Origin of the sequence: Kitasatospora sp. NBC_01246, assembly GCF_036226505.1 — a bacterium.
Lineage (GTDB): Bacteria > Actinomycetota > Actinomycetes > Streptomycetales > Streptomycetaceae > Kitasatospora.
On the sequence record NZ_CP108484.1, the window covers coordinates 3,375,186 to 3,395,108 of the forward strand.

Consider the following 19,923-nt stretch of genomic DNA (forward strand, 5'->3'; position numbering starts at 1 on the left):
CCCGGCCACCGCGGCCTTGATCAGGGCCCAGCGCAACGAGTGCCCGAACCGCCTCACGCCCGGCCCTCCGTGGGGGCGGGGCCGGGCCCCGCCGGGTGCCCGGTCGCCTCCAGCCGGACGCCGACGCCGCGCACGGTGTGCAGGTAGCGGGGGTTGGAGGCGGTCTCGCCGAGCTTGCGGCGCAGCCAGGAGAGGTGGACGTCGATGGTCTGGTCGCCGCCGTAGGTCTGGCGCCACACCTCGGCCAGGATCTCCTTGCGCGGCACGACCACGCCGGGGCGGGCGGCGAGGAAGGCCAGCAGGTCGAACTCGCGGCGGGTCAGGTCGAGCGCCCGGCCGTCCAGGGTGGCCTCGCGGCGCTGGAGGTCGATGGCGAGCCCGCCGACCCGGAGCACCTGGGTGACCGGGGCCGTCCCGCCGCCGAGGCGGCGCAGTACAGCGGCCATCCGGGCGCTGAGGTGTTCCCCGGAGAAAGGTTTCACCAGGTAGTCGTCGGCACCGTCGTTGAGCAGCCGGACGATCTCGGCCTCGTCGTCCCGGGCGGTGGAGATGATCACCGGCACGTTGGTCAGGCCACGGATCATCTTGAGCGCCTCGCTGCCGTCCAGATCGGGCAGGCCGAGATCGAGGATCACCAGGTCGCAGCCGACCTGGGCCACCTCGCGCAACGCCTCAAGTGCCGTGCCCACACTGCGGACCGCGTGACCGGTGTCGGCCAGATGCCGGATGAGGGCGGAGCGTACGAAGGGGTCGTCCTCGACCACGAGCACTGTTGCCATGGGGCTGCACGGTACGCCATCGGCGTGCGGTGGTCTGTACCTCGGGGTGGGTCCGGGAAGGGCCGCCGGACGGCTCCGGACCGATTCGCTCCGTCCCCTGGTGTTTTGTGCAAGTTGCCTGCTGAATAGCAGGGCTGCCCACCTGCGGCGGCCCCGAATACGGCAGGATGTGCGCACGATGCGGAACGGACTGGTACAGCTCGGCGCCTGGGCGGCGGCCACCGGGGCGGCGGTGGCGCTGTCCTGGTTCGGCGTGCACGCGGTGCTGACCGGCGCCGCGTTCGAGCAGCCGACGGCGCTGCCGCTGCCGTCCCCGGCCGCCGGCGGAGCACGCTCCCCGGTCGCGTCGGCGCCGGTTCCGACGCCGCCCCAGGAGCCGTCCACGCCCCGGCCGGAGAGCTCCGGCCCGACGCCCGCGCCGGCCTCGTCGACCACCCAGCGCAGTGCGGCGGCGCCCGGTACCCCGCCCGCGTCACGCCGTCCCGCGCCCACCACCGCCACGACGACCGCGGCCGCCGCCCCGACCGCCACGTCCACCGTGCGCAGTTACCCCGTCCCCGGCGGCAAGGTGGCCCTGGACATCCGGCCGGACAACGCCTCGCTGGTCTCCGCCACCCCGGACCCGGGCTGGCAGATGCAGGTCTGGAACGGCCCGCAGTGGATGCGGGTGGACTTCACCAAGGGCGACCAGGCCAACTCGGTCTTCGTCGCCTGGAACGGCCACCCGCCGACGGTGGAGACGGTCGTCCGCTGACCGCCGTCCGCCCGGCGGTCCCCCGGGCGGTCACCACCGGTCGAAGGGGACGTACCCGGGCAGGTACGGGCCCCGGTAGCGGGAGCGGTCGACCAGGGTGTGCCGGGTGCCGCCGGGCACCCCGATCGCGGCCAGCACCACCACCCCGTACCGGTCGTGAGCCTCGTAGGGCTCGGCGAGCGAGCTGGCGCCCCGGTCCACCGCGTAGTCGTAGGCGTAGTGGACGTCCGGAACGCCGACGGCGAGGTCGAGCACCCCGTCGCCGTGCCGGGCCAGGTGGCCGGCCAGCTCCCGGCCGCGCGGCCCGATCACCTGGACCAGCGAGGTCAGCACGAACCTGGTCCCGGGTGCGCGCAGCACGTAGGAGACGGTCTCCGGCTCGCCGGTGTCGGGCCCGGCGTAGGCGGTACAGCGCAGGCCGAGCGCCGTGGCGTAGCGGCGTGCCGCACGCTCCGCGTCGGCGACGGCGAAGACCACCGCGTCGGCGTGCCCCATCGGGACGAGGTCGGGCTCCTCCAGGCCCGCGGTGAACAGCAGGGGTTCGGCGGCGGTGTCGGTCATGACGGCCCTCCCGGTGGGCGTGCGCAACCACGGTCTGCCCCGCGGGCCGGTGTGGGGACCGGCTCACGGGGTTGTGGCTGGAGGGTGGCGCCGGGCCGACCGGCGCGCAACTGTTCCGTTTCCTCCTGGTCAAGGTGTGCGCCGGGGCGGGAGAATCGGCCGCACCGCTGTACAGAATGCCCACCGGAGGACGGAGCCCCGCGATGCCCCCCGCCCACTCCCCGAGTTCCCCGAACTCCACCGAATCGCCCAACTCCACTCCTGGGCAAGCGTCTTCGGCCGCCGCGCCGGGTACCGCCAACGACGCGATCGACGTCCTGGACGGTCGGCTGATCCGGCTGCTGGCGGAGGAGCCGCGGATCGGCGTGCTGGAGTGCTCGCGCCGCCTCCAGGTGGCCCGGGGCACCGTCCAGGCGCGGCTGGACCGGCTCCAGGCCAAGGGGGTGATCGGCGGCTTCGGGCCCGAGGTCGACCCGGCCGCGCTCGGCTACCCGGTGACGGCCTTCGCCACGCTGGAGATCTCCCAGGGCCAGGGCGCCGACGTGCGGGCCCACCTGGCGGCGGTGCCGGAGGTCCTGGAGCTGCACACGATCACCGGGCACGGGGACATGATGGTGCGGATCGTGGCCCGGTCCAACGCCGATCTGCAGCGCGTGATCGACCGGGTGGTGGGGTTCGACGGGATCGTCCGCTCCTCGACGGCCATCGCGCTGGAGAACCCGGTGCCGTACCGGATCCTGCCGCTGGTGGACCAGGCCGCGGCCGAGTAGCCCGTCCGGTCCGGCTCCGGCGGTGCCCGCCGGGAACTCAGCAGGTGGGGACGGTCCCGCCGCCGCGCAGCGCGTCCAGCGCGGAGATCGACTCGCTCAGCGTGCCCACCGGCACCAGCCGCAGACCGCCGGGCAGGTTGACCTTGGCGTCCGCGCACTCGTCCTTGGGCAGCAGGAACACCGTCGCGCCGTCCCGGGCCGCCGCCTGGGTCTTCAGCGGCACGCCGCCGACCGGGCCGATGACGCCCTGGTCGTCGATGGTGCCGGTCCCCGCGACCGTCAGCCCGCCGGTGAGGTCGCCGCCCTTGCCGTCGCCGGCCAGCTTGTCGACGATGCCCAGCGCCAGCATCTGGCCCGCGCTCGGGCCGCCGATGTCACCGAGGTCGACCTTCACCTTCACCTGGGCGGGCGAGAGGTGGAGGTAGGAGAGCGCGGCCGTGGTGGCGCTGTCCTGCGACTCGGTCATCTGCTGGGCCGTCACCTCCTGCGCCTTGGCCGGATCGCCCTGCGGGTAGACCGTCTCGGTCGGACGCACCGCCTCGTCCTGGTCGAACCAGGCCCGCAGCGACCGCCAGAAGGTGGTGCGGTCCCCCGGATTGGTCGCCGAGATGGTCACCATCCGCAGCTCCCCGTCGGTGGTGCGCACCGGCGCTCCGGTGACGGTCAGCACCGGCTTGTCCTGGTAGCTGCCGAGGGTGTCCGCGGTGACCCCCGGCCAGGTGAGCGTGTACGGCAGCGGGACGAAGGCCGCCACGCCGAACAGCGCGGCGACCAGCACCCCGCACAGCGCCAGCGCGCGGGTGCGGGGGGCGGTCAGGGCCTTGGGCAGCTTGGTGTCGGACACAGAGGCATCCAAACACACCCGGCGCTATCGCAGGGCGTCGGCGACCTCGGTCGCCGCCTCCACCACCCGGGGGCCGACCCGCTCGGGGACGAGCCCGTTCAGCATCACCACGCCGACGCTGCCCTCGATCCCGCTCAGCCCGACCAGTGCGGCGGCCGCGCCGCTCGCACCCGACTGCTCCTCCGCACGGGTGATGACGAAACCGGACTCCGGACGGCGCTGGCTGGGGAAGCCGCGCGCCTCCAGGATCGCCCGCCCGGCGGCGCTCTCCCCCAGCGGGTGGCGCAGCCCGGTCCGGTAGGCGACGTGGAAGTCCGTCCAGCTGGGCTCGACCACGGCGACGGCCAGCGCCTCGTTGCCGTCGACCAGGGTGAGGTGGGCGGTGGCGCCGAGGTCCTCGGCCAGGCTGCGCAGGGCCGGCAGCGCCGCCTCGCGCAGCAGCGGGTGCACCCGGTGGGCCAGCCGCAGCACGCCCAGGCCCACCCGGGCCCGGCCGCCGATGTCGCGGCGGACCAGCCCGTGCTGCTCCAGCGTGGCCAGCAGCCGGTAGACGACGGTCCGGTTGACCGCGAGGCGGGCGGCGAGCTCGGTGACGGTGAGCCCGCGTTCCGAGTCGGCGAGGAGTTTGAGGACCCGGACGCCCCGGTCCAGGGTCTGGGAGGTCTCTGCAGTCACGACGCGCATGTCCTTTCCGCGGCGGCCGCCGGAGCGGCGGCGCCGGTCCGGGACTCAGGTGTCGCGCGCAGGTGGGTGGCCGCGCTCGGGCCGCGGTGTGTCGTCCTTGACGTCCTGGCGGTCCTGCAGCGCCCGTCCCGACGGGGGTTACCCGACGGGGGAGCGTGTGGGAAAGGTAGTGAAGGAATTGTCGCGGCGGAAGTGGTTGTCCAAAATTCGGGCATGATCGATTTCGTCACGCATGACGAACCCGGACAAACGCCCACATTTCACAGCCCTGGACTGGGCGCAAGTTCGACCACAGTCCGAAGTTCGGACAGCCCCGCCGCGGCGGGGGCCGCTCGCCGGGCGCGGCTCGGAGCAGGTCGCGCCTCGGAGCAGGTGGCGGCTCGGAGCAGGTCGCGCCTCGGAGCAGGTGGCGGCTCGGAGCAGATCGCGGCTCAGAGCAGGTTGCGCAGCACCGTCCAGGCCACCGCGGTGCCCAGCACCACCGCCGTGCCGCCCCGGCCGAGCGTCGGCCGCCAGCTCCGGCCGGCCAGGCCGTGCCGCAGCCAGGTGAGGTAGAGCAGCGCGACCAGCGGCAGCGAGAGCAGCAGCGCCGCGTTGTCATGCCAGGCCGCCGCGAGGTCGCCGTGCAGCAGGTCGTACGTCATCCGGGTGCCGCCGCAGCCGGGGCAGTCCAGCCCGGTGACCTTGTGCCAGGGGCAGAACGGCAGCAGTTGCCCGGGCAGGTGCGGGTCGCGCGACCACAGGTAGGCGCAGCCGGCCAGGCCGCCGCCGAGCACCGCCAGCGGCGGTCCCGCGGTGCGCAGCCGGGCCGGGAGGGGCAGCCGGGCGAGGAGTGGCAGCCGGGGGGCGGGGCCGTCGGCCCCGGGCACGGGGAAGCCGCCCCGGCCGGAGCCGGGGCGGCGCGCCGCGAATGGCCTGGGCAAGATCAGCTGCGCAGCAGACGGCCCTGGGCGTCCGTGCGGTCGTTGCTGGTGAGGAACAGGATGCCGTCGATCAGCGACCAGACACCGAGACCACCGCAGGTCAGCAGCTGGGCGATGCCCATGCCGATGTGGCCGGTGTAGAAGCGGCCGACGCCCAGGCTGCCGAGCAGGATCGTCAGGATGCCGGCGACGACCTTGGACTTGTCGGAGAGCTCGGGCTGGGCGTGGGGCGGGTACGACACGTTCGGTGTGCTCCTTGTGACGGCATGTTCGAGCTCGCGACGGGACGGTCGCTGCCTCGACTGGTGAGGTTGCCGGCCCGGCTCACCGGGGGCTGCGGCCACCGTCCGGACGGGGCGGGGCGCAGCCACGACAGACCCGGAGGCGGCGCGGCACGCGGAACACTAGCCGATCATCACACCGGCTGTCTCCACAGATTCTTCGCGTTCGCCTGACCGTCACATGACCTTCGGGCGTTGCCGGACAATTCGCCGACGTCCGTTACTTCGCCCACTCCCGGATCCGCTCGATCCGGGCCTTCAGCTGATTGACCGTCGCCTGCGCGGTGAGCGGACCGCCGCACTGGCGCCGCAGCTCGTTGTGGATGGTGCCGTGCGGCTGGCTCGTCCGGTGGTGCCAGGCCGCCACCAGCGCGTTCAACTCCTTGCGCAGCTCGCGCAGTTCCTGGTGGGTGACCACCGGCCGCTGCTCGGCCGGCAGCTCCAGCAGGTCGGCCTCCTCGGCGGGCTTGGCCTTGCTGCGCTGGATCTGGCGGTGCTGGCGCTTCTGCAGCAGCATCTGCACCTGGTCCGGCTCCAGCAGGCCCGGGATGCCGAGGTACTCCTCCTCCTCCTCGCTGCCCGGGTGCGCCTGCATGCCGAATTCCATGGCGTTGTACAGCACCCGGTCGAAGACCGCGTCGGAGCCGATCGCCTCGTAGGAGAACTCCTCGCCGCCCGCGCCGTCCGGCCCGTCGTTGGCCCGCTCGGCCTCGGCGAGCAGCCGGTCCTCCTCGTCGAAGAGGCCCTCGCCCTCCTTCTTCGGCCGGTCCAGCACGTGGTCGCGCTGGAGCTCCATCTCGTTGGCGAAGCCCAGCAGCGTCGGGATGGTCGGCAGGAAGACGGACGCGGTCTCGCCGCGCTTGCGGGCCCGCACGAAACGGCCGACGGCCTGCGCGAAGAACAGCGGGGTGGAGATCGAGGTGGCGTACACCCCCACGGCCAGCCGCGGCACGTCGACGCCCTCGGACACCATCCGGACCGCGACCATCCAGCGCGCGTCGCCCGCCGAGAAGTCGGAGATCCGCTGGGACGCCTCCGCCTCGTCGGAGAGCACCACGGTGGCCTTCTCGCCGCTGATCTCCCGGAGGATCTTGGCGTAGGCGCGGGCGGTGTTCTGGTCGGTGGCGATCACCAGGCCGCCGGCGTCCGGGATCGCCTTGCGGACCTCGCTCAGCCGCCGGTCGGCGGCCTGGAGCACGCTGGGGATCCACTCGCCCTGCGGCGCCAGCGCGGTGCGCCAGGCCTGGGCGATCAGGTCCTTGGTCATCGGCTCGCCGAGCCGCGCCTCCAGCTCGTCGCCGGACTTGGTGCGCCAGCGCATGTTGCCGCTGTAGCTCAGGAAGATCACCGGACGCACGACGTGGTCGGCGAGCGCGTGCCCGTAGCCGTAGGTGTAGTCGGCGACCGACTTGCGGATGCCGTCGCCGCCCGCCTCGTACTGGACGAACGGGATCGGGTTGGTGTCCGAACGGAACGGCGTACCGGTCAGCGCCAGTCGGCGGGAGGCCGGCTCGAAGGCCTCGAAGCAGGCCTCGCCCCAGGACTTCGAGTCACCGGCGTGGTGGATCTCGTCCATGATGACCAGCGTCTTGCGGGCCTCGGTCCGGTTGCGGTGCAGCATCGGGTTGACCCCGACGCCCGCGTAGGTGACCACGATGCCGTGGTACTCGCGGGAGAGCGGGCCCGAGGAGTAGGCCGGATCGAGCTTGATGCCTATCCGGGCGGCGGCCTCGGCCCACTGCTTCTTCAGGTGCTCGGTCGGCGCGACGACGGTGATCTGCTGCACCAGATGGTTGTGCAGCAGGTAGGAGGCCAGCGTCAGGGCGAAGGTGGTCTTACCGGCGCCCGGGGTCGCGACCGCGAGGAAGTCGCGCGGCTGGTTCTCGATGTACCTGTCCAGCGCACCCTGCTGCCAGGCCCGGAGCTTGCCGGCGGTGCCCCAGGGGGCCCGGCCGGGGAAGGCCGGCGACAGGTGGTGCGAAGCGGCCGACGCGCCTTGGCCGGCGGCCCGGGCGGGCGCGTGCGGCTCCTGCGCGTCGGAGAAGAGGGGCATCGAGGAGGCGGCGGCAGTACTCACGGTCTCCGAGGGGGATCATCGCAGGTCAGAGGCCGTTTAGCGGCCCCCGGCCGCGGTCGGGCGGCAATCGGACAACCGGTCCAGCGTACCGGTCCGGCGCCGTTCGAGCGGCCAGGCTCGACCTCCGGTACGCCCGGACGGCCGGAAACCGATGTGACCCGGATCACGGAAATCACCCACCGGAACCGCGTAAGCGCTACCGCCCCGCCCGACTCTCTCCAGTGAGGCCGCCCCACCCTCCACAGCCGCCACCCCGGCCTCATGCCCCCGCGAAGACCTCACTCCCCCAGAAAGGGCGCGCCGTGCACGCCACCGTCGAAGAGACCGTCCAGGCCCGTCTGATCCTGTCCGCCCACCGGTCGGTCCGGCTGCGGGTCGCCCTCGGCTACCGCCGGGAGGACCCGCTCGCCGTCCGGATGGGCTTCCCCGCCGAGTTCTCGCTGGACGAACCGGGCGACGGCGCCGGGCCGGGCTCCGGCCGGGACGCCGGCCCGGACATCGAGTGGGTCTTCGCCCGGCAGCTGCTGTCGGCCGGCCTGGAGCTGGCCGCCGGCGACGGCGACGTCCACGTCCGGCCCGCCCCCGGCCGGCGCACCATGGTCGAGCTGCGCGCGGCCGAGGGCACCGCGCTGGTCCGGTTCGACACCGCCGACCTGCGGCGCTTCCTCTGGCACAGCCGGCTGGTCGTTCCCGAGGGCGAGGAGCACCGCCACCTGGACGCCGACCGCGCCCTCGCCGAGCTCCTGGGCTGACCGGCGAGGGCGGTGGCGGTGGCGCGCCTGCCGGCGCCCGCCCGGGGCCGAGGCCCGGGCGGGCGTCCCGGCGGGCCGGGAGCGGAGCGGCTCAGGAGGAGAGCCGGCGCATCAGCCGGACGCCCTGCGCCGCCGTCAGGTGCGGCAGGTAGGCCTTCCCTATCGCCCGGGTGATGCTGGGCAGCGCCGCCGGGTCGGGGTACGCCATGTACAGCGGCCGGTACTCCGGCTGGAACTTCGCCTTGAAGGCCAGCAGCGAGCGGAACCCGTAGACCGGCTCCAGGACCCGGCCCATCCAGTCCAGCGTGCGCTGCAGCCCGGTGGGCGGCGCGTCCTGCCCGGAGCGGGCCAGCGGCGCGCCGGAGAGCGAGACGAAGCGCGCGCCCTCCTCCTTGAAGCCGAGCGCGGCCGAGGCGATCAGGAACTCCGTCACCCCCCGGAAGCCGTCCGAGCGGCGGCGCATGAAGTCCAGCGTCCAGCCGACCGGCACCCCGTCCTCGTAGACCGGCATCCAGCTGGTCAGCCCGTGCACGACGCGGTCGCCGTCGACGGCGACCAGCAGCCGGACCGCCGGGTCGTCCAGCTCCTCCAGGCCGCCGAGGGTGAAGCCCATCTCGGGCAGGCCCTTCTCGGAGACCCACTCCTCCGAGATCGAGCGGATCTGGTCGCGCAGGGCGAGCGGCGCGTCGTGGTAGGCCCACCACTCGGCGGTGATGCCCTGCTTGCCCGCCTTGTTGAGGGCGGTCCGGATGTCCTGCCACTTGCGGCCGGTGAAGGCCAGTCCGGGCAGGGCGACCACGGTGTCCTCCGCCACCTGGAGCGAGCGCCAGCCGAGCTGCCCGGCGGCGTCGCTGGTCTCCGGGGTGACGCTGTAGAAGCAGGGCGTCCAGCCGCGGGTGTCGCAGTACCGGGCGAAGCCGGCCACCGCCCGGCGTCGGGCCTCCGGCTCGCCGAACGGGTCGCCGGTGGTCAGCGCCACGGTGGAGAGCACCCGGTAGGCGACGGCGGCCCGGCCCTCCTCGTCGAACCAGTAGTGGTTGCCGTCCCAGGTGGTGATGAAGGACAGCGTGCCGCCGCCGTGCGCGGTGAGCAGCGCGCGGGCGCGGGCGGCGTCCTCGGCGTCGGCGTGCACCACCGGGCGGCGGAAGGCGACCAGCAGGGCGGTCAGCGCGACCACCCAGAACGCCAGGCCGCAGTACGTCTCCAGGAGGCGGGCCGGCGGGCCGACCGCTATCGGGTAGTCGGGCAGCAGGTCGTTGTAGGCGGGCGGCAGGAACTGCGCCGGCAGTCCGGCGACCAGGCCGCCCACCCCGGCGCGGGGGTCGAACTCGCCGGCCACCAGCCGGCCGAACCCCACGTACGCGGCCGCCGCGGCCAGCGCCGCCCCGCCGGTGACGAGGGCGAGCCGCCGCAGCACCGCGGCCGGCAGCCGCAGGCCGAACCGGTGCCGGGTGGCCAGCAGCAGGCCGGTGGTGAGCAGCGGCAGCAGCAGCGCCTCGACGAAGTACTGCACCACGTCGCCGGCGCCGGTGCCGGTGCCGGCGAACAGCCAGAGCAGCAGCGCCGCCCAGAGCAGTTCGGTGGCGACGGTGATCCGCCAGGCCAGCCGCAGGCCGCGGCGCAGGCCCTCGGCGAGGACCAGCAGCAGGGCCGGGAAGAGCGCGGCCATCAGCCGCGCCGGGGTGTCGAATATCCGCTCGACGGCGTGCGCGCGGGCGCAGTCGTGGGCGGACATCGCGCAGAAGTCGGCGACCTCGTCCGGGGAGAGCCGGTGCGAGAAGTACAGCTCGGAGAAGGTGTTGAAGGGCCCCGCCGCGTTGTCGTACAGCGAGGCGACCAGCGGCCCGAGGGCGGCGGCCACCAGGCAGAGCGCGACCAGCACCCGGGTCTCGGTGTGCGAGGAGCGGTGCGGGCGCAGCTGCCATCGGCGCCGGGCGAGCAGCGCGCCGATACCGAGGCCGAGCAGCGCGCCGGCGCTGCGCTGGACGCTCTGCAGGTGGCCGACGTACAGCGTCATCACCAGCGGGACGAGCACCACCAGCAGGTGCAGCCGGCGGCGCCAGAGCACGGTGAGCCGGTAGCCGAGCACGCCGGCCAGCGCGAACAGGCCGACGACCGGGCCGGTCGCGGTCTGGTCGGCGACGGCGAGGGTCCACTGCTCGCCGGCCCGTGAGCCGAAGGCGACCAGTCCGGTGCCGAGCAGGGTGCCCAGCACCTGCCCGCCGACCAGCACCAGGAGGGTCCGGCGCCGGCCGAGCCGGCTCTCGGCGGCCGGGCCGACCAGGAGCAGCAGCAGGCTGGTGAAGACGTACGAGCCCGCGCTGGAGCACCAGAGCAGCGAGGTGAACGGCGTCCACCAGCGGCCCTCGCCGAGGGTGGGCAGGCCGACGCCGATGTGGGCCAGCAGGCCCCGGGAGGGGCCGCCGGCCAGGCTGCCGGTGGCGGCGCCGACCGTCCAGAGCAGGCCGAGCAGCGCCAGGGTCAGCGGCGCGGCGCGCAGCCGGTCGGCGATCCCGGTGACGGCCTGCCGCCCGGACTGGGGGGCCGGCTCGGGGACGGTCGCCACCGGTACCGGCCCGGGGCCGTGGTCGTGCGCGCGTTCACGCTCGCGCTCGCGTTCCCGTTCGCGGGCGGCGACGACCGCCGGAGCCGCGCTGAGCCGGATCACCGGATCAATCCCGTCTGTTGGGCCAGCCACGGCAGTTGGTCGACGATTCCGGGCCGGAACACCACCCAGCCGTGCCCACCCGGCATCAGATCGAACCTCGCCTTCATCCCGGCGTCGAGCGCCGCCTGGTAGACCTTCTCCTGCTGCGGGCGGAACTCGCCGTCGGTGCGGCCGACGACGATCGCCGCCGCCGTGTCCGGGAACCGCTTGCGCCGCATCACCTGCAGCGGGTCGATCGCGTCGAACTTGGCGTGGTCACCGCCGAAGGCGGCGGCGACGGTCTGCTCCCGGGTACCCAGGGTGGGTTCCTCCTGCCCGGACATGTCGAGGAACGAGCCGTAGACGTCGGGGGCGTTGACGGCCATCTGGAGCGCGCAGGTGCCGCCCATCGAGGCGCCGCCGATGGACCAGGAGCCCCGGCCCTTGGCGGCCTGGAGGTGCTGGTGCACCCAGTTCGGCACGTCCTCGGCCAGGTAGGTCTGCACGTTGCCGAGCTTGGAGTCCATGCAGAGCGTGTTGTTCCAGATCGACCCGAGCTGGTCGGGCATCACCACGATCGGGGCCAGGCCGTCGTGCTCGGCGGCGAAGGCGTCCAGCGCCTCGTTCACCTGGCCGCCGAGCACCCAGTCGCCCGGGTTGCCGGGCTGGCCGGTGACCAGGACCACCACCGGGAGCAGCGGGCGCGGGCTGGCCTGGTAGGCGGGCGGCAGGTAGATGTACGCGTCGCGGGCCTTGAAGCCGGACTTTCCGCCCGGTATCGGCTCGATCGAGACGGTGCCCTTGGCGGGCAGCCCGGGCGGCGCCTGCCAGACGTCGGCGAGCACCTTGCCGGGGGGCGGGCTCACCGTCCGGGCGTCGAAGCCGGTGGTGAGGCCCTGGGTCTTGGAGAGCCAGGGCGCGAGCATGACCCGGCCGCTGGGGTACTGGCCGAACCCGCGGTTGACCTGGGAGGAGGCCATCAGCAGCACCAGCGCTCCGGCGGCGACCGCCAGCAGCTTGCCGCGCCGGCCGAGCCGGGGCATCCGGAAGCCGGCCAGGCAGAGTCCGAGGAGCGCGACGGCGATCCACCAGGTGACGTAGCGGGGCAGGCCCTCCGGGAAGGGGTGCCACCAGTCGTCCACGACGACGTCCAGCACCAGGCTGAGCGCGGCGGCGCTGAACAGCGCGGCGGGCAGCCGGCGGTTCCACCAGCTCCGGCCGCGGGCGAGCGCGAGCAGGAGCAGCGAGCCCCAGCCGGCGGCGAGCACGGCGAGCGGGATCGGGCCGTGCGTCAGCGGCCAGTCGATCGGGTTCCATTGGACGGCGAGCGTGGCGGTGGTCATGTACGTGTCCCCGGCCGGGTGGTGTCGGCCAGGAATCCGTAGGCGACCACGTTTCCCTGGTAGCCGTGTTCCTCGCTGTACCCGCCGCCGCACGTGATCACCCGGAGCTGGGCGTCGGCGGCCTGGCGGTACACCCGGTCGTCCGGGAAGTCCTTTCGGTCGTGCACTTCGATGGCGTAGAGCTGGTAGACGGCGGTCGCGCCGTCCTCGCGGGCGATCTCGATCCGGTCGCCGCGGTGCAGCGCGCCCAGATGATAGAAGACGGCGGGCCCGCTCTGGTTGTCGACGTGCCCCGCGAGGATCGCGGTGCCGCGCTGACCGGGGGTGGCGCCGCCGCGGTACCAGCCGGCGAGGTTGCGGTCGGCCGCCGGGGGCGTCTGGAGGCGGCCGTCGCCGTCCAGTCCGAGTCCGGTGACGGGGGCGTCGAGCTTGACGGCGGGGATCCTGATCCGGGTCGGGGCGGAGGGGCCGAGCGGGGGGACGACGGAGACCGGGGCGAAGCCGGAGAGGGACTGTCCCGCACCGGGGGCCGGAGGCAGTGCGGCGTGGCCCCCGTCGTTCAGCAGCCAGGCCCCGAGGACGATCGCGGCGCCGACCGCCAGGGTACCCGGCCACGGGCTCCTGCTCTGCTGGGCGCCCACCCGGCGCTCCCCTCTGCTGACAGCTCGATCGTTCCTGAGAGTTTCCTGGGAACAATTCAACCGGATTGGACCTTAAGGCACGTCCATACGATGGTCCTATCGACACCCCCCGATCGGCAGGGCTACCGGCCCGATCCGTGCTCCGGGTAGGGGGGCGAACACGGGGAGAGACCGGATCCCGCCGGACGGACCGCCCCCGAGTCCACCTGCATGACCATCGACAATCTCGGACACCTGTCCGGTTGCACCAATCGGGCGATCAGTTGCGACCGTTCGTGGTGGATCACCGACCGATCGTGTCCGCATGCCATGCTGACCCCGTTCACAGGCCTATCACCGCACTTGTCCGACCGGGCGCCTCCGGTCCGCCGCACGCCCCACGAACGGAGTGACCATGGACGCTCTCTCCCGCCGCACCCTACTGGCCGCCGGAGCCGCGACCGCAGCCGCCCTCACGGCCGGCTGCGGCACCAAGGGCGGGGCCGGCGGAGCGCAGGCGGCGACCCCGGAACCGGCCCCGGCCAGCCCCGCGGCGGACCACGCCGGCCCGGGCTCCGCGCCCCCGAAGGCCCCCGTCACGCTGATCGGCGACGGCTCCACCTCGGACACCGGTGCGCAGCCGAACCAGCCCGCCGTCGAGCCGCTGAAGCTCGGCGAGCGCCCGCCGCAGTTCGTGGTCTTCTCCTGGGACGGCGCCGGCGAACTGGACAACGGCCTGTTCCGCCGGTTCCGCCGGCTGGCGCAGGAGCACAACGCGTCGATGACCTTCTTCCTGAGCGGCCTCTACCTGCTGCCCGAGGCCAAGAAGGACCTCTACCGTCCGCCGCAGCACAAGGTCGGCGCCTCCGACATCGGCTACCTGTCGGACCAGCACATCCACGACACCCTGGAGAACCTGCACGCGGCCTGGCTGGAGGGGCACGAGATCGGCACCCACTTCAACGGGCACTTCTGCGGCGCCACCGGCGTCGGGCAGTGGTCGCCGCAGGAGTGGGACAGCGAGATCCAGCAGGCGATGGACTTCGTCACCAACTGGAAGACCACCACCGGCTTCACCGACCTGCCGGCGCTGCCCTTCGACTACCGCAAGGAGCTGATCGGCAGCCGCACCCCGTGCCTGGAGGGCCAGCGCAACCTGCTGCCGACCGCCGTCAAGCGCGGCTGGCGCTACGACAGCAGCGGCAACGGGACGCAGGTCTGGCCGCAGAAGATCCAGGGCGGGGCGCTCTGGGACCTCCCGCTGCAGTCCATCCCCTTCCCCGGGCACACCTTCCAGGTGCTGTCGATGGACTACAACATCATGTTCAACCAGTCCGGCAGCAACACCAAGGCCGACCCCTCGCTGCACGCCGCGTACCAGACCCAGGCCAGGGACTCCTACCTGATGGGCTTCGAGCGCGCCTACAACGGCAACCGGGCGCCGTTCGTCATCGGCAACCACTTCGAGCAGTGGAACGGCGGCATCTACATGAACGCCGTCGAGGACGCGCTCAAGGAGATCGCCGGAAAGCCCGGGGTGCGGCTGGTCTCGTTCCGCCAGCTGGTCGACTGGCTGGACGCCCAGGACCCGGCGGTGCTCCGCAAGCTGCAGGGCCTCGCCGTCGGCCAGGCGCCGACCGGCGGCTGGGAGACCTTCCTCGGCTCCCCCGCGCCGGCCGGTGCCGCCGCCGGCTGACGCTACGCCGTCCTCCGGACCCGGCCGCCGAGCAGCGCGCCCACCAGCGCCACGCCCGTCATGGTCAGGAAGATCACGGTGAACGCGCCGACCGAACCGGAGCCCTCGGCGCCCCCGTGGGCGGCGGCCACCGAGCCGCCGCCCAGCGCCGAGAAGAGCACCCCGGACAGCCCCACCAGCAGGACGTTGCCGAGCGCGTCGCTCATCTGCAGCGAGGCGGAGTTGGCCCCGGCGTCCTCGGGCGTCGACAGCTTCATCATCAGCACGCTGACGCTCGCCACCGTCAGCCCCATCCCGATCCCGCCGACACCCCAGGCCGCCGCCGCCACCCAGGCCGGCACCGCCGGGACCAGCACCAGCGCCGCCCCCGCGATCGCCACCGCCGTCAGCAGGAAGCCCCAGCGGATCATCGCCTCCCGGTACGGCTCCGCGCCCGGCCGGCCCTGCAGCCAGGAGCCGAGCGCCCAGGACAGACCGCCGCTGGTCAGGGTCAGACCGGCCAGCGTCGGCGACAGGCCGCGCTGGGTCACCATCATCAGCGGGATGAACGCCTCCGCCGCGAAGAACGCCCCGGCGGCCACGCCGCGCAGCAGGATCACCGTCGGCAGCCCGCGCGCGGCCCGCAGCGTCCCGGCCGGCAGCAGCCCCAGGACGGCGGGCACCAGCAGCGCCACCCCCGCGAACGCCGGGAGCAGCCCGATCAGGTCCAACCGCTGGCCGGCGTACTGCAGCAGACCGGCGCCCAGCGCCGCCATCGCGGCCAACCTGCTCCGGCGGCGGTCGAACTCCGCGCCCTTCAGTACCGGCTGCTCGCGCTCGGAGCGGCGCAGCGCCGGCCCCATCACCGCGAGCGGCAGCAGGATCAGCACCGGGACGGCGAGGAACACCCAGCGCCAGCCCAGGTGGTCGGTGACGGCGCCGGAGACCACCGGGCCGACGATCGAGGGCAGCACCCAGGCCGAGGAGAAGGCCGCGAACACCGACGGCCGCAGCCGCTCCGGGTAGGCCCGGCCGACCACCACGTACAGCGCGACGATCACCAGCCCGCCGCCCAGGCCCTGGATCGCCCGGCCGGCCACGAAGACCCACATGCCGGGCGCCGCCCCGGCCACCACCAGACCGGCCCCGAACACCGCGATGCCGGTGAACAGGGGTCGCAGCGGACCCCGCCGGTCGCACCACTGGCCGGAGACCACCAGGGCGAACAGCGTGGTGGTGAAGTACCCGGAGAAGGCGAAGGCGTACAGCGGGAGCCCGTCCAGCTGGCGGGCAGCCACCGGCATCGCGGTGTTGACGGCGGTCGCCTCGAAGGCGAGCAGCAGGACCACCGAGACGATCCCCAGGGTCAGCGCCCGGTAGCGGCCGGTGAGCACGCCGCCACCGGGGTCGGTCTCGTCGGGGGGTGTCGGGCCGGAGTCGACCGAGGTGGCGGAGGCTGTGGTCATGGGTCATATCGTAAGGCCCGTAGGGCACCATGACCCCTGACCGGTGGACCGGTTCCGCGTGGTCCGCAGGGCCTAGGACCGGGACCCCGGCCCGTGGGGCGACCCGCTCAGTGCAGCACCTTGAGGCCCACCACGCCGGAGACGATCAGCAGCAGGCAGCCGATCCGCGCCGCGGTGACCGCGTCCCCCAGGACGGCCATGCCGTAGAGCGCCGTACCGACCGCGCCGATGCCGACCCAGACCGCGTAGCCGGTGCCGATCGGGATGGAGCGCATCGCGTACGCCAGACCGCCCATGCTGAGCGCCAGCGCGACGGCGAAGACCACGGTGGGGACGAGCCGGGAGAAGCCCTTGGACGAGTCCAGGGCCACCGCCCAGACGGTCTCCAGGACACCGGAGACGATGAGAACGAGCCATGCCATGACGAGGGACCTCCGCAGTCAGCAGCGGCCGGGTTGCCGCCGTGCTGCGCCGTCTTGTCGTCACCGGGTACGACGCGCTCGTCCGGAGTGGCCGGAGTCCGGCCACCTGCTTTCGACGGTAGCACGACCCGCCACACAGAATTTACACAAGGACATTGACGGGCCGCCCGCCATTCCGCGAAGATGAATTCACCAACACGGCGAACGACGACAGGAGTCGGCAATGGACAGGAAGACGGTGGCCCTTCTCGCGCCCCGCGCCTGTGCCGCGGCTCCCCGGTGTTGTCGCGCCTGTCGCTGTTGCCGCCACGCCTGAGCGCATCTGCGGAACAGCTCCTCCCACGGCCGTGTGCCCGAGTGGTTTAGGGAACCGCCTGCAAAGCGGTTTACACGGGTTCGATTCCCGTCATGGCCTCCACCGAAATGAATGCGCCGGTCCGCGAAGAATTCGCGGACCGGCTGTTCGGCGTTCTCCCGGCCGGATATTCCGGGCCCCGGAATACCGTCGGGAATTCACCCCGGGGGCGGGGCGGGTGCCCCGCCCCGCGGTCAGCCGGCGACGGCGTCCTCGGGCCGGATCGGCAGCCGCCCGACGGGCAGGCCGGTCGCGGCCCGGACGGCGGCGGCCACGGCGGCCGGGGCGACCACCGCGGGGGCCGCGCTGACCGCCTTGGCACCGAAGGTGGCGACCACGTCGCGCTCCTCGACCAGGGCGGCGATGCGGACCTCCGGGGTGTCCAGGGCGGTCGGCAGCCGGTAGCCGGTGAGCGAGGGGTTCAGCAGCAGGCCGCCCTCGGTGCGCAGGTCCTCCAGCAGCGCCAGCCCAACGCCCTGGGCCACGCCCGCCTCGATCCGGTCCTCGATCTGACGCGGGTTGAGCGCCCGGCCCACGTCCTGGGCCACCGTCACGTCCACCACCCGGACCGCGCCCAGCTCGATGTCCACGTCCACCACCGCGCGCATCGCGCAGAACGCGATGGAGACGAAGGCGTCACCGTGCCCGGCCTCGTCCAGCGGCTCGGTCGGGTGCGGGCGGCACTGCGCGGTCGCCCAGAGCTCCTTGCCCTCCAGCGCCTCGGCGACCGGCATACCGAGCACGCCGTCGTAGGAGGTGATCTTTCCGTCGGAGATCTGCAGCAGCTCGACCGACATCCCGAAGTCGGCGGCGATCGGCTGGAGCAACTGGTGGCGGACCATCAGCGCGGCCCGCTCGACCGCGCCGCCGGAGACCCAGGTGTGCCGGCCCCGGGCGGCGGGCCCGGCGATCGACTGGTCGCTGTCGGCCGGTGCGATGTAGACCTCGTTGATCCCCAGCACCGACTGCACGATCTGCCGCGCCAGGGTGGCGAAGCCCTGCCCGGAGTCGACGGCGGCGCAGATCACCGTGGCGTGGTCGCCGCTGACCCGCACCGTCGCGGTGGAGACCTCGTCCTCGCCCTCGGCGCCCAGCATGTGCACCATGCCGACCGCGTAGCCGATGCCGCGGCGCACCGCCGCCGGGTCGCCGGCCCCGCCGGGCCCGCCCGGCAGCAGCCACTCGGCGTCCGGGTCGTCCACCGGCAGCGGGGGCAGCGGCTCCTCGGCGACCGCGTCCAGCAGCGCGGCCACCGGCGCGGGGCAGGTGACGGCCTGTCCGGTGGGCATCGGGTCTCCGGTCGCCATCGCGTTGCGCCGACGGATCTCCACCGGGTCCACGCCGACCCGGGCCGCCAGCTGGTCCAGCTGCGACTCGTAGGCGAAGCAGGCCTGCAGGGCGCCCTCGCCGCGCATCCGGCCGGCCGGCGGGTTGTTGGTGCGCACCGCCCAGGCGTCCACGAAGACGTTCGGGCAGACGTAGGGCCCGACCGAGAAGGCGGTGGCGGCGGCCAGCGCCTCGGCCGAGACATCCGCGTAGGCGCCGCCGTCCAGCAGGATCTGCGCCTCCACCTTGACCAGCTTGCCCTCGGCGTCGGCGTGGTGGCGGTAGCGCAGCAGCGCCGGGTGGCGGGAGGTGTGGGTGTGGAACGACTCCTCGCGGGTGAGGGTCATCTTCACCGGGCGGCCGGTGCGCAGCGCCAGCAGCGCCAGGGTCACCTGGAAGGAGAGGTCCTCGCGGTCCGAGGTGGCGCCGGGCACGCCGGTGACCACCAGTCGGACCCGGTCCGGCTCCAGGCCGAGGCAGGCGGCGGTGCGGTCGCGGTCGCCGTGCGGGTCGGTGGACGACAGGTGCAGTTCGACGCCGCCGTCCGGGCGCGGCACGGCCAGACCGGCCTCCGCGCCGAGCGGCGCCGGGTCCTGGCGGCCGACCTGGTAGAGGCCCTCGACGATGACCTCGCCGGCCGCGTCCGGGTCCCCGGTGCGCAGCGGCAGGTGCCGGAAGAGGTTGCCGTCCGGGTGCAGCGGGCCGGCGGTGAAGGCCTGCTCGGGATCGGTCACCGCCTCCAGCGGCTCGTACTCGACGGTGATCAGACCGACCGCCAGCCGGGCGGTGTCCGGGTGGTCGGCGGCGACCGCGGCGACCGGCTCGCCGTGGTGGCGCACCACACCGGCGGCCAGCACCGGCCGGTCCGCGACGATCGGCCCGGCCGGGGCGCCGTCGGGGGTGCCGTCCGGCCCGGGCGGCAGGTCGGCGGAGGTGACCACCGCGTGCACGCCCGGCAGCGCGAGCGCGGCCGAGGTGTCGATGCCCCTGATCCGGGCGTGCGGGTGCGGGGAGCGCAGCACCGCGCCCCAGAGCAGGCCCTCGGCCCAGAGGTCGGCGGCGTACGGGTAGATGCCGAGCGCCTTCGGCAGGGCGTCGCTGCGCAGCGGGGAGCTGCCCAGCCCGAACGGCTCCCGTGCGCCGCCCTCGTCGCCGTCCTGCTGGGGTGCTGCGCCGATGTCGGTAGGCGACGTCATGATGCGTGGTCGTCCTCGGGGAGCCGGATGCCGTGGGCGGGGGTGGCACCGTACGGGACGCCGGCGGGGGCGACGCCCTCGACCGGGACCCCGTGCGGGGGCGTGTGCGCGTACGGCGTGCCGTGGGCGGGCGTGCCGTCGTACCCGGCCCCGTTCGGGGCCGTGCCGTCGAACCCGCCGCCGGGGGCCGGGATGCCGTGCGCCGGGGTCTGCTCGTAGACCGGGCCGTCGTACGGGGAGGCGTCGTAGCCGGACTGCTGCGGGTAGCCCCCGTCCGGGTAGCCGCCGGGCAGGTAGCCGCCGGGTGCGGGGGCGCCCTGGTAGGGCTGTTGCTCGGGGTAGCCCTGCGGCGGGTAGTAGCCCTGCCCCTCGCCGGCCGCCTGGGCGGGGATGCCGGTGACGGGGGTGAGCACCGCGGTGTCGTACACGCCGGTGTCGTAGCCGCCGT

General features: G+C 73.8%; 17 protein-coding genes, 1 tRNA gene and 1 riboswitch. Of the genes, 5 read left to right on the plus strand and 13 right to left on the minus strand.

Annotation, left to right across the window (positions count from 1 at the left end):
* Positions 1-53 precede the first annotated feature (53 nt).
* On the minus strand, positions 54-779 hold the full coding sequence (locus OG618_RS14700) for a response regulator transcription factor (protein ID WP_329487858.1): 726 nt from the start codon (positions 777-779) through the stop codon (positions 54-56).
* 178 nt (positions 780-957) lie between these two features.
* Between OG618_RS14700 and OG618_RS14705 the strand changes: the two genes are divergently transcribed.
* Complete coding sequence (locus OG618_RS14705) at positions 958-1,533, plus strand: hypothetical protein (protein ID WP_329487859.1); 576 nt, start codon at positions 958-960, stop codon at positions 1,531-1,533.
* A gap of 30 nt (positions 1,534-1,563) precedes the next feature.
* On the opposite strand, the gene OG618_RS14710 is transcribed toward OG618_RS14705, so the two are convergent.
* A complete protein-coding gene (locus OG618_RS14710) occupies positions 1,564-2,094 on the minus strand; it encodes a VOC family protein (RefSeq protein ID WP_329487860.1) in 531 nt (176 codons plus the stop codon).
* 203 nt (positions 2,095-2,297) lie between these two features.
* Here OG618_RS14710 and OG618_RS14715 point away from each other — a divergent pair, with 203 nt between their 5' ends.
* Entirely contained in the window at positions 2,298-2,864 is a 567-nt protein-coding gene (locus OG618_RS14715; protein WP_329487861.1) for an Lrp/AsnC family transcriptional regulator, read from the plus strand.
* Between the two features lie 37 nt (positions 2,865-2,901).
* Here the strand turns inward: OG618_RS14715 and OG618_RS14720 are convergent, their stop codons facing one another.
* From OG618_RS14720 to OG618_RS14740, 5 genes are all read right to left on the minus strand, one after another.
* Positions 2,902-3,708, minus strand: a complete 807-nt coding sequence (locus OG618_RS14720) for a S16 family serine protease (RefSeq protein WP_329487862.1) — start codon at positions 3,706-3,708, stop codon at positions 2,902-2,904.
* 24 nt (positions 3,709-3,732) lie between these two features.
* The gene (locus tag OG618_RS14725; protein WP_329487863.1) at positions 3,733-4,383 is read right to left on the minus strand and encodes an IclR family transcriptional regulator; all 651 of its coding nucleotides are present in this window, start codon (positions 4,381-4,383) and stop codon (positions 3,733-3,735) included.
* A gap of 440 nt (positions 4,384-4,823) precedes the next feature.
* A complete protein-coding gene (locus tag OG618_RS14730) occupies positions 4,824-5,315 on the minus strand; it encodes a DUF2752 domain-containing protein (protein WP_329487864.1) in 492 nt (163 codons plus the stop codon).
* Between the two features lie 2 nt (positions 5,316-5,317).
* Entirely contained in the window at positions 5,318-5,557 is a 240-nt protein-coding gene (locus tag OG618_RS14735; RefSeq protein WP_329487865.1) for a TM2 domain-containing protein, read from the minus strand.
* Between the two features lie 259 nt (positions 5,558-5,816).
* Positions 5,817-7,649 carry a DEAD/DEAH box helicase gene (locus tag OG618_RS14740; RefSeq protein WP_329492114.1) on the minus strand — a complete coding sequence of 611 codons (1,833 nt, stop codon included), beginning with the start codon at positions 7,647-7,649 and terminating at the stop codon, positions 5,817-5,819.
* A gap of 326 nt (positions 7,650-7,975) precedes the next feature.
* Here OG618_RS14740 and OG618_RS14745 point away from each other — a divergent pair, with 326 nt between their 5' ends.
* Positions 7,976-8,425: an SsgA family sporulation/cell division regulator gene (locus tag OG618_RS14745; RefSeq protein WP_329487866.1), complete on the plus strand. Its 450-nt coding sequence runs from the start codon at positions 7,976-7,978 to the stop codon at positions 8,423-8,425.
* A 91-nt stretch (positions 8,426-8,516) separates the two neighbouring features.
* Here OG618_RS14745 and OG618_RS14750 read toward each other — a convergent pair whose 3' ends face one another.
* From OG618_RS14750 to OG618_RS14760, 3 genes are read right to left on the minus strand one after another with little or no spacing between them, the layout of a single operon-like run.
* Positions 8,517-11,093 carry a DUF2156 domain-containing protein gene (locus OG618_RS14750; protein ID WP_329487867.1) on the minus strand — a complete coding sequence of 859 codons (2,577 nt, stop codon included), beginning with the start codon at positions 11,091-11,093 and terminating at the stop codon, positions 8,517-8,519.
* On the minus strand, positions 11,090-12,415 hold the full coding sequence (locus tag OG618_RS14755; protein ID WP_329487868.1) for an alpha/beta hydrolase: 1,326 nt from the start codon (positions 12,413-12,415) through the stop codon (positions 11,090-11,092). Before OG618_RS14755 ends, OG618_RS14750 begins: the two co-directional genes overlap by 4 nt.
* The gene (locus tag OG618_RS14760) at positions 12,412-13,056 is read right to left on the minus strand and encodes a class F sortase (RefSeq protein WP_329487869.1); all 645 of its coding nucleotides are present in this window, start codon (positions 13,054-13,056) and stop codon (positions 12,412-12,414) included. Before OG618_RS14760 ends, OG618_RS14755 begins: the two co-directional genes overlap by 4 nt.
* Positions 13,057-13,450: 394 nt before the next feature.
* Between OG618_RS14760 and OG618_RS14765 the strand changes: the two genes are divergently transcribed.
* Positions 13,451-14,731 carry a hypothetical protein gene (locus OG618_RS14765; protein ID WP_329487870.1) on the plus strand — a complete coding sequence of 427 codons (1,281 nt, stop codon included), beginning with the start codon at positions 13,451-13,453 and terminating at the stop codon, positions 14,729-14,731.
* A gap of 2 nt (positions 14,732-14,733) precedes the next feature.
* On the opposite strand, the gene OG618_RS14770 is transcribed toward OG618_RS14765, so the two are convergent.
* Positions 14,734-16,176 carry an MFS transporter gene (locus tag OG618_RS14770; RefSeq protein WP_329487871.1) on the minus strand — a complete coding sequence of 481 codons (1,443 nt, stop codon included), beginning with the start codon at positions 16,174-16,176 and terminating at the stop codon, positions 14,734-14,736.
* A gap of 107 nt (positions 16,177-16,283) precedes the next feature.
* Positions 16,284-16,598 (minus strand): DMT family transporter, encoded by a 315-nt coding sequence (locus tag OG618_RS14775; protein WP_329487872.1) that lies wholly within the window; start codon positions 16,596-16,598, stop codon positions 16,284-16,286.
* A 43-nt stretch (positions 16,599-16,641) separates the two neighbouring features.
* Positions 16,642-16,707: riboswitch (guanidine-III (ykkC-III) riboswitch) on the minus strand.
* Between the two features lie 234 nt (positions 16,708-16,941).
* On the opposite strand from OG618_RS14775, the gene OG618_RS14780 reads away from it, so the two are divergent.
* A tRNA-Cys gene (locus OG618_RS14780) sits at positions 16,942-17,016 on the plus strand.
* Between the two features lie 131 nt (positions 17,017-17,147).
* Here OG618_RS14780 and OG618_RS14785 read toward each other — a convergent pair.
* Entirely contained in the window at positions 17,148-19,475 is a 2,328-nt protein-coding gene (locus tag OG618_RS14785) for a xanthine dehydrogenase family protein molybdopterin-binding subunit (RefSeq protein WP_329487873.1), read from the minus strand.
* Positions 19,476-19,923: the final 448 nt, after the last annotated feature.